General features: G+C 59.2%; 12 protein-coding genes. 7 read left to right on the forward strand and 5 right to left on the reverse strand.

Annotated elements, in window-relative coordinates:
- Positions 1-101: 101 nt before the first annotated feature.
- Positions 102-665, reverse strand: a complete 564-nt coding sequence (locus ACLH1I_RS06425) for a TetR/AcrR family transcriptional regulator (protein ID WP_004201296.1) — start codon at positions 663-665, stop codon at positions 102-104.
- A gap of 82 nt (positions 666-747) precedes the next feature.
- Here ACLH1I_RS06425 and ACLH1I_RS06430 point away from each other — a divergent pair, with 82 nt between their 5' ends.
- Positions 748-1,950: an MFS transporter gene (locus tag ACLH1I_RS06430; protein ID WP_017900139.1), complete on the forward strand. Its 1,203-nt coding sequence runs from the start codon at positions 748-750 to the stop codon at positions 1,948-1,950.
- Positions 1,950-2,762 (forward strand): Cof-type HAD-IIB family hydrolase, encoded by an 813-nt coding sequence (locus ACLH1I_RS06435; RefSeq protein ID WP_017900140.1) that lies wholly within the window; start codon positions 1,950-1,952, stop codon positions 2,760-2,762. The genes ACLH1I_RS06430 and ACLH1I_RS06435 overlap by 1 nt, the downstream gene beginning before the upstream one ends.
- 38 nt (positions 2,763-2,800) lie before the next feature.
- Here the strand turns inward: ACLH1I_RS06435 and kdeA are convergent, their stop codons facing one another.
- Positions 2,801-4,033, reverse strand: a complete 1,233-nt coding sequence (kdeA, locus tag ACLH1I_RS06440) for a multidrug efflux MFS transporter KdeA (protein WP_043522168.1) — start codon at positions 4,031-4,033, stop codon at positions 2,801-2,803.
- Between the two features lie 326 nt (positions 4,034-4,359).
- Between kdeA and ybjG the strand changes: the two genes are divergently transcribed.
- Positions 4,360-4,953, forward strand: a complete 594-nt coding sequence (gene ybjG / locus ACLH1I_RS06445) for an undecaprenyl-diphosphate phosphatase (protein WP_004201292.1) — start codon at positions 4,360-4,362, stop codon at positions 4,951-4,953.
- Between the two features lie 102 nt (positions 4,954-5,055).
- Positions 5,056-5,814, forward strand: coding sequence for a DNA-binding transcriptional repressor DeoR (gene deoR / locus ACLH1I_RS06450; RefSeq protein WP_048294430.1), 759 nt, complete (start codon positions 5,056-5,058; stop codon positions 5,812-5,814).
- Between the two features lie 39 nt (positions 5,815-5,853).
- Here the strand turns inward: deoR and dacC are convergent, their stop codons facing one another.
- Positions 5,854-7,056, reverse strand: a complete 1,203-nt coding sequence (gene dacC, locus ACLH1I_RS06455) for a serine-type D-Ala-D-Ala carboxypeptidase (protein ID WP_004201290.1) — start codon at positions 7,054-7,056, stop codon at positions 5,854-5,856.
- A gap of 255 nt (positions 7,057-7,311) precedes the next feature.
- Here dacC and ACLH1I_RS06460 point away from each other — a divergent pair, with 255 nt between their 5' ends.
- Positions 7,312-7,938: a glutathione S-transferase family protein gene (locus ACLH1I_RS06460; protein WP_017900142.1), complete on the forward strand. Its 627-nt coding sequence runs from the start codon at positions 7,312-7,314 to the stop codon at positions 7,936-7,938.
- Positions 7,939-7,940: 2 nt separating this feature from the next.
- Here ACLH1I_RS06460 and ACLH1I_RS06465 read toward each other — a convergent pair whose 3' ends face one another.
- Positions 7,941-9,050: a PQQ-dependent sugar dehydrogenase gene (locus ACLH1I_RS06465; RefSeq protein WP_004201287.1), complete on the reverse strand. Its 1,110-nt coding sequence runs from the start codon at positions 9,048-9,050 to the stop codon at positions 7,941-7,943.
- A gap of 115 nt (positions 9,051-9,165) precedes the next feature.
- Positions 9,166-9,549, reverse strand: coding sequence for a biofilm formation regulator BssR (gene bssR / locus ACLH1I_RS06470; protein WP_004201285.1), 384 nt, complete (start codon positions 9,547-9,549; stop codon positions 9,166-9,168).
- A gap of 377 nt (positions 9,550-9,926) precedes the next feature.
- On the opposite strand from bssR, the gene ACLH1I_RS06475 reads away from it, so the two are divergent.
- Positions 9,927-11,168: an oligosaccharide MFS transporter gene (locus ACLH1I_RS06475; protein ID WP_049116963.1), complete on the forward strand. Its 1,242-nt coding sequence runs from the start codon at positions 9,927-9,929 to the stop codon at positions 11,166-11,168.
- Between the two features lie 235 nt (positions 11,169-11,403).
- Positions 11,404-12,729, forward strand: coding sequence for a 30S ribosomal protein S12 methylthiotransferase RimO (rimO, locus tag ACLH1I_RS06480; RefSeq protein WP_004141985.1), 1,326 nt, complete (start codon positions 11,404-11,406; stop codon positions 12,727-12,729).
- The last annotated feature ends 415 nt before the right edge of the window (positions 12,730-13,144 follow it).

Here is a 13,144-nt window from a genome sequence, read left to right on the forward strand (position 1 = left end):
TGATGTCCCCATTTTGTGGAGCCCATCAACCCCGCCACTTCGGTTCAAGGTTGATGGGTTTTTTGTTGCCTGCGTTTAGCCATTCCGGGTGAAACACCGCCTCAGCTCCCCTCTTCCTGCGCCCTCTCCCCCGCCAGCTGCCCGACCATCATGCGGATCGCCGCCTTCGACAGCGGCGCGCGGTCGGTGACAAAGTGCAGGGTCATCCCTTCAATAAAGGCGTCGAGGCCGCGGGCGGTGTCAGGGGCAAACCACTGCTCCAGCGTCTGCTGGCTGCGCCGCATCCAGTTCTGCATCACCGCCTTCAGCGCTGGCTGGCTGCTACAGAACGCGTACAGCTGGTACATTAGCTCCATATTGCGCGCCGTGGTCACCTGGGCGCTGAAGATCAGCTCCGCGATGGCATCGCAGGCTTGTTGCCGGTTCGCTACCCCGGCGAAGCTTTGCTGATACTGCGCCGACATCTCGGCGGTAAACAGGCTGAACGCCTCCTCGATCAGCGCCTCGATGCCGCTGAAATAGTAGGTCAGCGACCCCAGCGGCACATTCGCGCAGGTGGCGATTTTACGGTGCGTCACCGCATGGACGCCGTGCGCCGCGATGGTGTCCAGCGTCGCCTGCAGGATGCGCTCGCGGCGCTGCGGATCGTTCGGTCTACGGGCCATGATTTTCCTCTTCCGGTTTATGTACAAATGTACACATGCTTGCTACTGTTGTCTTCACTCTTCTCCTTTAAGGCGTTTACGGATGACGACGCAATCTTCGCGCAGAGCGCTCCAGCTTCGACTGTGGGCGCTGTTTATGTTCTTTTTCATCCCCGGCTTGTTAATGGCCTCCTGGGCCACCCGCACGCCGGCGATCCGCGATCTGCTGGCGCTTTCTACCGCAGAGATGGGCGTCGTGCTGTTTGGCCTGTCGGTGGGGTCGATGAGCGGTATTCTCTGCTCGGCGTGGCTGGTGAAGCGTTTCGGCACCCGCAAGGTCATCCGCACCACCATGTCCTTCGCCGTACTCGGCATGCTGGTGCTCAGCCTGGCGCTGTGGCTTGCCTCCGCCCCGCTGTTCGCCTTCGGTCTGGCCATCTTTGGCGCCAGCTTTGGCTCGGCAGAGGTCGCCATTAACGTCGAAGGCGCGGCGGTTGAGCGGGAGATGAATAAAACGGTGCTGCCGATGATGCACGGCTTCTACAGCTTTGGCACCTTGTTCGGCGCCGGGGTGGGCATGGCGGTGACCGGGTTCGGCCTTCCCGCCGCCCCGCATATCCTGGCGGCCGCGCTGGTAGCCATCCTGCCCATCGCCATTGCTATCCGCGCCATTCCGGAGGGTACCGGTAAAAATGCCGCCGAAGCCGCCCACGGCGAGGCGAAAGGTCTGCCGGTATGGCGCGATGCGCAGCTGCTGCTTATCGGGGTCATCGTCCTGGCGATGGCCTTCGCCGAAGGCTCAGCCAATGACTGGCTGCCGCTGCTGATGGTGGACGGCCACGGCTTTAGCCCCACCTCCGGCTCGCTGATCTATGCCGGCTTCACCCTCGGCATGACGCTGGGCCGCTTTACCGGCGGCTGGTTTATCGATCGCTACAGCCGGGTGACGGTGGTTCGTGGCAGCGCGGTGATGGGCGCTCTGGGCATTGGCCTGATTATCTTCGTCGACAACCCCTGGGTGGCGGGCATTTCGGTGCTGCTGTGGGGCATTGGCGCCTCGCTCGGCTTCCCGTTGACCATCTCCGCCGCCAGCGATACCGGTCCGGATGCCCCTAAGCGCGTCAGCGTGGTGGCGATTACCGGGTATCTTGCTTTCCTCGTCGGGCCGCCGCTGCTGGGCTTCCTCGGCGAGCATTTCGGCCTGCGCAGCGCCATGATGGTGGTGCTGGGCCTGGTGATGGTGGCGGCGCTGGTCGCCCGCGCGGTGGCTAAGCCACAGTCTGAACCCGTTATGGAGAACAGCTAATGAGCATCAAACTGATTGCGGTGGATATGGACGGCACCTTTTTAAGCGATGCCAAAACTTACAACCGGCCGCGCTTCCTCGCCCAGTATCAGCGAATGCGCGAGCAAAACATTCGCTTCGTGGTCGCCAGCGGCAACCAGTACTACCAGTTGATCTCCTTCTTCCCGGAGATCGCCCACCAAATCGCCTTCGTGGCGGAAAACGGCGGCTGGGTGGTGAGCGACAATGAAGACGTCTTCAACTGCCAGCTGCCGGTTCACCATTTCAACGCCGTGGTCGACCATCTGCAGACGCTGCCGAATATCGAAATCATCGCCTGCGGGAAGCGCAGCGCCTACACCCTCAACCGCTACAACGACGCGCTGAAGACGGTGGCGGCGAAGTATTATCACCGCCTTGAACTGGTGGATGATTTTAACCATCTCGATGACACCATCCTCAAATTTGGTCTCAACGTGCCGGACCGCCTGATCCCGGAAATTCAGCCGAAGCTGCACGCGGCGCTGGGGGACATGGTGACCGCGGTAGCCACCGGCTACGGTAGCATCGACTTAATTATCCCGGGGGTGCACAAAGCCAACGGCCTGCGTATTTTGCAGCAGCGCTGGGGTATTGAAGATCACGAGGTGGTGGCGTTCGGCGACAGCGGCAACGATATCGAAATGCTGCAGCACGCCGGATTTGGCTTCGCCATGGCCAACGCCCGGGAAGACGTCAAAGCCGTCGCCCGCTATCACGCGCCGCACAATAACGAAGAGGGTGTTCTGCAGATTATCGATAAGGTATTGGATCGCGAAGCGCCATTCGCCTGATAAGACCCGGATGCGAGCGCATCCGGGTTTTCAACCGGTTATCCCTGCTGCGAATTGCCGACGCTTTTATCTTTCAGGAAGTAGATCATCAGCCCCAGCCACAGTACCCCGCCCAACAGGTTAAACAGGCTGAACAGCCCGTTGCCGCCGAGCTCGTAAGCATGTTTGCTGAGCTCGATGCCGACGGTGAAGATCAGCATCTGCAGCATCCCCATCGCCGCCGAAACCGTGCCTTTGCTCATCTCGCTGGCGAACAGGGTTAAGCGCACCAGGCCGGCGTTCGCCAGGCCAATCCCGAAGGCGTAGAAGCTCAGACCGGCGGTCATCCACAGATAGGCGTGGGAAGAGACCACCGTCGCCACCGCGGAGAGGAGCAGGCCAAACACGATAGGCCAGCCGCCCATGATAATCAGCGAGCGCACGGTACGGCGCGAAGTCAGGCGCGCCAGCACCAGGTTGCCGGCAATCAGCGCGCCGAAAATCGGCACCTGCAGCATGCCATACTCATAGCTTGTCGCCTGTTCGCCGCTGATAATAATCACCGGCGACTGGGCGATCCACGCCAGCAGCGGCAGGCTGACAAAGCCGGTAGCCAGCGCGCCGGCGACGAAGCGCAGGTTCTTTAGCACCAGCCGATAGTCGCGGCCCAGCTCTTTGACCGACAGCTTTTCACCCAGTCGCGTCGCGGTTTCCGGCATCGCCCGCTGCAGGCCGACAAACGAGATAGCCGCCAGCACGGCGAACAGCACGAACATCATCTCCCACGGCAGGATATGCACCCAGGCGGCGCCCACCAGCGGCCCCAGCAGCGGGGCAATCAGCGCCACGTTGGCCATCAGGGCGGTGATTTTAATACACACCGCCTCCTCAAAGGACTCCTGGATCGCCGCGTAGCCGACCGCGCCGATAAAACACAGGCTGATCCCCTGCAGGAAGCGCAGCAGGGTGAACTGTTCAATGGTCTGCGCCAGCAACGTCGCCAGGCAGGTGACGATAAACCACACCACCCCGGTCAACATCACCGGACGGCGGCCAATACGGTCCGACAGCGGCCCCAGCAGCCACTGTAGAAACATGCCGCCGGCCAGATAAGCGGTCATCGAGGTGGGTACCCACTCGTTGCCCACCTGAAACTCCTGAACCACGGCCAGCATACCCGGCTGGATCATATCGTTGCCGATATAGGTGGAAAACTCGTACAGCACCAGACATAGCGGGAACAGCAGCGCCTGCCTTCCGAGGCGGCGACCTGAAAGCGAATAATTTTGCATGAAATCTCTTATCTATCAAAAATCGCGCAAAGTGTAATGAAACTCCCGGCGCGGAGATAGTGAATTGTGGGTGACACCGCACAATATTGCGAGTTGCGCGCCAGCGTCAGGGCTCGCCTTAGCAATTCACTCTGCGTATATATTCCGTTTATGTTTCAGCCATGTGACAAAGGATATACTGACGCTTTTCAGGGGGTTAGCGCCGCACCTCAGAAGGCGACATTTCTTAACAACCTGATATTTAAGACAATACTGCTTTATCTCCGCACCGCTTTTATTTAGGGTAAGCGGCTTATTTGCTATCGGACCAACGAGCCTGGAAGTCTATGCTGGAAAATATTAACTACGCGCTGTTCGCCCTGCTCAACGCGACCCCGGCCTCGCCGCAGTGGGCCATTGAGGTGGCGATTTTCATCGCTAAAGATCTGATTCTGATCGTGCCCCTGCTGGTGGTGACCTTGTGGCTGTGGGGGCCTGCCCAGCGGCAGATGGTGTTTAAGCTGATGCTGGCGCTGAGCATCAGCCTGACCGTCTCATGGGCGATCGGCCACCTCTATCCGCACGATCGGCCGTTTGTCGCTGGCGTGGGCTATAACTTCCTGCACCACGCGGCGGACGATTCCTTCCCCAGCGACCACGGCACCGTCAGCTTTACCTTTGCCCTGGCCTTCCTGTTCTGGCACCGCGTCTGGTCCGGCGCCCTGCTGATGGCCCTTGCCGCCGCCATCGCGTGGTCCCGCGTCTATCTCGGCGTCCACTGGCCGCTGGATATGGTCGGCGGCCTGCTGGCCGGGATGTGCGGCTGCCTTGGCGCGGCGCTAATCTGGCATACTGTCGGCTCGGCGCTGTACCGTCAGCTGCAGCGCCTCTATCGCCTCTGCTTCTCCCTGCCGATCCGCAAAGGCTGGGTGCGCGGCTAAACGCCGACCGTCGCGGTGGCGACCGCGTGACTAACCCGCAAGCGACAGGTAAAATCCCGCTAACGCCCTGCCTCCGCAGGGCGATTTTAGCGCAGAGGGAATATGGAAACTCGCCGTGACGAACGCATCAGTCAGCTCATTCAGGCACTCAAGCGCAGCGATAAGCTGCATCTGAAAGAAGCGGCATCCCTGCTCGGGGTGTCGGAAATGACCATTCGTCGCGACCTCAACGGACACAGCGGTCCGGTCGTGCTGCTCGGCGGATACATTGTGCTGGAGCCGCGCAGCGCCACCCATTACCTGCTCAGCGACCAAAAAACCCGGCTGGTCGATGAAAAACGCCGCGCCGCCCGCCATGCGGCCGCGCTGCTGGAGGCCCATCAGATGGCCTTCTTCGACTGCGGGACCACCACCCCGTGGATCATCGACGCCATTGACGACGCTCTGCCCTTCACCGGCGTCTGCTACTCCCTGAACACCTTTCTGGCCCTGCAGGAAAAGCCCCAGTGCCGCGCGGTCCTGTGCGGTGGGGAATTTCATGCCAGCAACGCGATTTTTATGCCGCTGAGCCTTGAGGATACCCTCAGCCATCTGAGCCCTGACATCGCCTTTTACTCGGCGGCGGGCATTGACTGCGAGCAAGGGGCAACCTGCTATAACCTGGAGGAACTGCCGGTCAAGCACTGGGCGATGCGACACGCGCGCTACCACGTGCTGGTGGTAGACCACAGCAAGTTTGGCAAAGTGCGTCCGGCGCGCATGGGGGCGTTAGCGAAGTTTGATGTGATCGCCAGCGATATCTGCCCGGATGACGAGCTGGTCGCGCTGGCGAAGGCGCAGCAGATTTCGCTGCTGTACTGAACATGAACGGACCGCGCCCCGCCGGGCGCGGTCATGACATCAGGAGAACCAGCTGCCGAACCAGCCGTGCAATTTCATCAGTACGAAGTCGATCATCCGGCTGAAGAAACCGCCCTCTTTCACCGGCTCCATGACGATCAGCGGGCGCTGCTCGATGGTTTTATCATTCAGCTTAAAGTCGATAGTCCCGACCACCTGCCCCTTCTCCAGCGGCGCGGTAAGCTGCGGCTGGTTTAAGGTGTAGCTGGCTTTCAGGTTTTTCAACTGCCCCTTCGGCAGGGTGATAGAGCCCGCTTCGCCAGCACCCAGTTTCGCTTCGCTGCTGTCGCCAAACCACACGCGCTGAGTGACGAAGGTGGCATCCGGTTTAATCGGCGTCACGGTTTCATAGAAGCGGAAGCCCCAGGTCAGCAGTTTTTCTGACTCGTTAAAACGAATGCGGTCGGTTTTGGTCCCCAGCACCACGGCAATCAGACGCATATCGCCCTGCGTGGCCGAAGAAACCAGGTTATAGCCGGCCCCGGCGGTGGTCCCGGTTTTCACGCCATCGGCGTTGAGGTTGGTGCTCCACAGCAGACGGTTACGGTTTGGCTGACGAATTTTATTAAAGGTGAACTCTTTCTCTTTATGTACCGCGTACTCTTCCGGTACATCGTGGATCATCGCTTTGGTCAACAACGCCATATCGCGAGCGGTACTGAACTGCCCCGGCGCATCAAGGCCGTGAACGGTCATAAAGGTGGTGTTGGTCAGCCCCATTTTTTTGGCGTAGCCGTTCATCAGGCTGACGAAAGCGTCCTGGCTGCCCGCCACGTAGTCCGCAATGGCAATGCTGGCGTCGTTACCGGACTGAATGATGACCCCTTTGTTCAGATCTTCCACGGAAACCTGCATGCCGGGCTTGAGGAACATCACCGATGAGCCGCGCAGCGCCGGGTTGCCGGTCGCCCAGGCATCGCGCCCGACGGTCACCATATCGGTCAGTTTAATTTTTCCCGCTTTTATCGCCTGCCCCACCACGTAGCTGGTCATGATCTTCGTCAGACTGGCCGGGTCGAGTTTTTCATCGGCATTGCCTTCGCTCAGCACCTTCCCGCTGGCGTAGTCCATCAGGATCCAGGCGCGAGCGTCAATCGAAGGGGCGTCGGGGAGTTGTTCTGCAGCCTGCACCGCAGGTGCGACAAGAAATAACAGCGCGCAACCTGCCGCGAGGCCGCGAAGGGAAAAAGCGTCATGCATCATAAGAGCCACCCAAGTATCCTTTCCAAACAAAATATGCCGCGCCACTCTGACCGCGCCGCAGCAACCGGTGAGTAAAGCGTACAAATGACCTTAAAGAAACAGCGAGTTGGTAAAGTTTTTAAAGTTTACGCAATAACATGCCGCCGTGCTTTAATCAGAACAATTTTTTTGATCGTGATTGCCTAAATATTAACTTTATCCCAACATGATCGCCGATCGCGCTGCAACGGCAGTGAAACAAACTCAGGAGCGAAAATGATTACACTGTGGGGACGTAATAATTCGACCAACGTGAAGAAAGTGCGCTGGGTGCTGGAGGAGCTGGATCTGCCGTATGAGCAGATCCTCGCCGGGCTGGAGTTTGGTCTCAATCATGACCCGGAATATCTGGCGATGAACCCCAACGGGCTGGTGCCGCTGTTAAAGGACGATGCCACCGGGGTGGTGTTGTGGGAATCAAATACGATTATTCGCTACCTTGCCGCCCAGTATGGCGTTGACCGTCTGTGGCTGGCCGCGCCGGCGCAGCGCGCGCAAGGCGAAAAGTGGATGGACTGGTCCAACGGCACCCTCTCTCCCGCTCATCGCCCGGTGTTAATGGGCCTGGTGAGGACGCCGCCGGAGCAACGCGACCCGGCGGCGATCGCCGCGGGGATCAGCGCCTGCGAAGCGCTATTCGCCATGCTGGATGACGAACTGGCCAAAATGCCGTGGCTCTCTGGCGAGCAGTTCGGCCTTGGCGATATTGCCGTCGCCCCCTTCGTCTACAACCTGTTGTCGATCCTCGACAGCTGGCAACCGCGGCCCCATCTGCAGCGCTGGTATCAGCAGATTAGCCAGCGTCCCGCCTGGCGCGAAGTGGTGCAGATCCCGGTCACCTGACGCTACTTCTCCGGACTCAGCCGCAATAGCTCGCCGTTAGACTCGTCGGTTAACACATACAGATAGCCGTCGGGTCCCACGCGAACGTCGCGGATGCGTTTCCCGCGCGCCTCCAGCAGGCGCCCCTCCTCGCGGACCTGATTGCCGTCCACCGCCAGAACAATCAGCGACGTCTCCTTCAGCGCGCCGATAAACAGCTTATGTTGCCACTGGGGAAAGGTCTGCGCCGCGTAGAAGGCCATCCCGCTTACCCCGGGCGAGACCGGCCAGACATACAGGGGAGGCTCGGTTCCCGGAACCGTTTTGCCCCTGGCCTCCGGAATGGGCAGGCCGCTGTAGTTAATGCCGTGCGTCGCCAGCGGCCAGCCGTAGTTTTTTCCCGCCTGCGGGATATTAATTTCATCCCCGCCGCGCGGGCCGTGCTCGTTCAGCCACAGCGCCCCGCTCCACGGATTTATCGCCATTCCCTGCGGGTTGCGGATGCCGTAGGCCCAGATCTCCGGCCTCACGTCGGCCCGGCCAACAAAGGGATTATCCGGCGGCACACCCCCGTTCTCCGTCAGGCGGACCACTTTTCCCTGCAGCTTGTCGAGATCCTGAGCGGTGGGACGCTGATTGTTCTCCCCGAGGCCAATAAAGAGATGCCCTTTGCCGTCAAACACCAGCCGGCCGCCAAAATGATTGCCGACGGAGAGTTTCGGCTGCTGGCGAAACACCACGGTGAAATTCGTCAGTTGGGTGGCATCCTGGCTCAACTGCCCGTAGCCCACCGCGGTGCCCGCTTTGCCGCTGGCGTCGCTTTCCGCATAGCTTAGCCACACCCGCCGCGACTGCGCGAAATCCGGGGCCAGCGCCACGTCCAGTAAGCCCCCCTGGCCGTTGGCCCACACCTGCGGCACGCCGGCTATCGGCGCCGACAGGCCTTTACCCGGTTGCCAGCGCTTGAGCTCGCCGCCACGCAGGGTGATCAACATGCCCTGGTCGCCGGGGAGAAATGCCAGGCTCCACGGATGGGCCAGCCGGTTCTGCAATACCTCCACCCGCGCCGCGGCCTGGCTCAGGGCCGGCAGCGACAGGGCGCTCAATAGCAACAGCAGCGGGATCGGACGCATGGCATTCTCCTTTCGTCAGCTCTGCGCTAAAGGGTAGCCAGCGGGGAAATTTGCGCGGGGATTTTTACATAACCTTTAACAGGGGAAGCATCCACTTCCCCTGGGTTTCAGCCGATCAGGCATGAGGAATTGGCGACAATTTATTCAATTTATGAATATTTGAAGTCAATCCTGTCAGACAGCGTTCTAGCTTCTCTACGTTAACAGCGATGTACAGCGGACAATCATGATGCCCGCTCATCAGGCATACTGCAGCGGCGGCGACGGACTCGCCGGCCAAACGAAGGGCATCCTTTTCCTCCGGTGAAATGACATGCTGCAGGCGCGGCGCCTGGGCACGCATTTCACGGCAAAGCTCAAACAAGTTTTCACGCAGATGGTCATTTTCGCTGACTGACATGTAGCCTTTGGCCTTCCGCAGCTGCAGATAGGCGTCAATATCGATATTGGCGTTAATGAGCTTCTGCAAAAGGTGGCGGTATAGTCTGTCAACGGTCATCACGGTTCCTCCTCTGTCGTCCTTTACCCTATCCATAATACGGTTATTTTTTGTACAAAATGATGCGCCAGGTCAATTATTCCCAAGACTTTAACACCCTTTACAATTTGACAACCTTGCCGCTTTGTCAGGTCTACAACAAAAATAATGTCACACGATCACATTTAATTTCGCAAAGAAACAAAATCGCCATAATCGCCATTAAGTGGCCAAAATAGTGCTGCAATGATCACATTATATCGCAGACGCTATTGCACGATCGTAAGACAGAATGCCATAACAAATCATTAATGTAATACGTATAACATTTAATAAAAACAGCGACCGCGGCCGCGGTTCGCTGATAATCTCTCTGCCCGTTTGCAAGGAACTGAACCATGACGCCCGGTAAAAGAAACTACCTTCTGTTGAGTCTATTCGATTTCCTCTACCTGTTCGCCTGGTCGTCGACCATGGCTTTCTTTGTCATTTGGACCACCCAGCATCTTGGCATCAGCGCCACGAAGACCGGCCTGCTCTACTCGGTCAACGCCTTTATCGCCCTGCTGATGCAACCTTTCTTCGGCTTTATCTCCGACAAGTTCGGCCTGAAAAAACGGCTTATCTGGCTGCTGGTCGCCCTGCTCCTGCCGGTGGGCCCCTTCTTTATCTATGTTTACGCGCCGCTGCTGGTGCACAATTTCTGGTTCGGCGCGCTGCTGGGGGGGATCTATCTGGGGATCATCTTTAACTCCGGCTGCGGGGTGATCGACTCTTACATCGATAAGATTTCCCGTCGCTACCAGTTCGAATACGGTCGGGTGCGGATGTGGGGCTCGTTAGGCTGGGCAGCGGCGGCCTGGATTGTGGGTAAATATATCGACAGCAATCCTAATCTGGCCTTCTGGCTCGCCAGCCTCGCCATCGTCATCGCCGCCATCTGCTTTATGCTGACCAAAATTGAATTAACCGACGCTGATGTGGCGCGAAGCGAATCGCTGAAGGTCTCCCATGCCCTCGAGCTGGCGAAGAACGGTCAGTTCTGGATGCTGCTGCTCTTTACCCTGTTCGTCACGCAAATTTATGACACCTACGATCAGCAGTTTGCCCAGTACTTCTCGCAACAGTTCCCGACGCCGGAGGAAGGCAACCGCTGGTATGGGATCCTCGCCTCCATTCAGGTTTGCGGCGAAACGCTGTTCTTATGCCTGATGCCGTGGTTTGTTAACCGGACCGGCGCCAAGTGGGCGCTGATCATTGCCGGGCTGATCATGTCGGTACGTATTGTTGGTTCGGCGGTGCCTCTCGGACCGGTGTGGATTGGCGCAGTAAAAATGATGCATGCCCTGGAGAAACCGTTAATTCTGGTGTCGGTCTTTAAATTCATCGCCGCCAACTTCGACCACAAGCTCTCTTCGACAGTCTATTTACTGGTGCTGTTTGTCGCCTCGATCGCCACCGCCATTTACTCCCCGCTGGCTGGCTATCTGTACGATACCATTGGCTTCGCCGACACCTATCTGATCCTCGGCGGCATCGCCGGACTATTTACTTTGATCTCTGTCTTCACGCTGCAGGATAAGCGCGAGCCGAAAAAGCCCGGCGCCGCCCCCTCCGGAGCCGTCACCCCGGCGCAATAAGTCTCTGCCCGGCAGCAACGCCGGGCGTGAATCGCCGCCTGCGCGCACGGCTTGCCGGAAGCGTTTCCCGCCCCTCTGCTCCGGGGCGTGCGGGATCCGCTTTAGCGGCAGGGGCATGAAAGGCAGGGCTGGGTGCGCTTTTTCACCATTAACCGTGACGGAGCTATACTCTTTTTCGCAAAGATCTGTAGAATTCCTGCCCTGACCATTCCAATAATTGAACACTTTTTAAGCTATGAGCAATGTCACGCACCAGCCGAAAATCGGCTTCGTCTCCCTGGGCTGCCCGAAAAACCTCGTGGACTCAGAGCGTATCCTGACCGAACTGCGCACCGAAGGTTATGACGTCGTCCCTACCTACGACAACGCCGATATGGTGATCGTTAATACCTGCGGCTTTATCGACAGCGCTGTGCAGGAATCGCTGGAAGCGATCGGCGAAGCGTTGAAAGAGAACGGCAAGGTGATCGTCACCGGCTGTCTCGGCGCAAAAGAGGATCAGATCCGTGAAGTGCACCCGAAGGTGCTGGAGATCACCGGTCCGCACAGCTATGAGCAGGTGCTGGAGCACGTCCACCACTATACGCCAAAGCCGAAGCACAACCCGTTCCTGAGCCTGGTGCCGGAACAGGGCGTTAAGCTGACGCCGCGCCACTACGCCTACTTAAAAATTTCTGAAGGCTGCAACCATCGCTGCACCTTCTGCATTATTCCGTCCATGCGCGGCGACCTAGTGAGCCGTCCGATTGGCGAAGTGCTGGCGGAAGCCAAACGCCTCGCTGACGCTGGCGTGAAAGAGCTGCTGGTGATTTCGCAGGACACCTCCGCCTACGGCGTCGACGTCAAGCACCGCACCGGTTTCCACAACGGTATGCCGGTGAAGACCAGCATGGTCAGCCTGTGCGAAGAGCTGGCGAAGCTCGGCATCTGGGTGCGCCTGCACTATGTCTACCCGTACCCGCACGTTGACGATGTGATCCCGCTGATGGCAGAAGGCAAAATTCTGCCGTACCTCGATATTCCGCTGCAGCACGCCAGCCCGCGCATCCTGAAGCTGATGAAGCGTCCAGGTTCCGCTGACCGTCAGCTGGCGCGCATCAAGCAGTGGCGTGAAATCTGCCCGGATCTGACCCTGCGCTCCACCTTTATCGTGGGCTTCCCGGGGGAAACGGAAGAAGATTTCCAGATGCTGCTCGACTTCCTGAAAGAGGCGCGTCTCGACCGCGTCGGCTGCTTCAAGTACAGCCCGGTTGAAGGCGCCACCGCCAATGAGCTGGCGGATCAGGTGCCGGAAGAGGTGAAAGAGGAGCGCTGGAACCGCTTTATGCAGCTGCAGCAGCAGATCTCTGCCGAGCGTCTGCAGGAAAAAGTGGGTCGCGAAATCCTGGTGCTGGTGGATGAAGTTGATGAAGAAGGCGCCATTGGCCGCAGCATGGCCGACGCCCCGGAAATCGACGGCGCGGTCTACCTGAACGGCGAAACCCGCGTTAAGCCGGGCGACGTGGTGCGGGTGAAAGTCGAGCACGCCGACGAATACGACCTGTGGGGAACCCGGGTCTAGTCCAGCTTCCCGGATAGCGGCTTAGTGCATTCCCCAGCCTACGGAGTCCTCCCGTAGGCTCCCCCCCAGGCCCCCGCAAGCGCAGCGCCGCCGGGCAAGCGTTGATGACCTTCCAGGCAACCCTGTTGCGCCGTTATTTTGCCGGGTGGCGCTACGCTTACCCGGCCTACGGGGTCCAGTCCCAATATGTGAATCGCCGCCGGACATGGGGCCGCTGAAACTGCCGGTGCTGGCGGCCTCAACATCGCTGAGACGTTCCCGGAAGGCCGGGGCAGCCCGCATGGATGCGGGCTGAGGGCCATGTTTTGCACGGACGCTGCCTCGGCCCGACCCGCAGCCTGCAGGGATAAGTCGAAGGCACCACGAAGTGGCGATGTTGCTGGCCGGAGCCCGGGGGTACAGGGGGCGGCGGCGA

The sequence above is a fragment of the Klebsiella sp. 1SOBk10mer genome, from assembly GCF_046602535.1.
In the GTDB taxonomy this organism is placed as follows: Bacteria; Pseudomonadota; Gammaproteobacteria; order Enterobacterales; family Enterobacteriaceae; genus Klebsiella; species Klebsiella quasipneumoniae.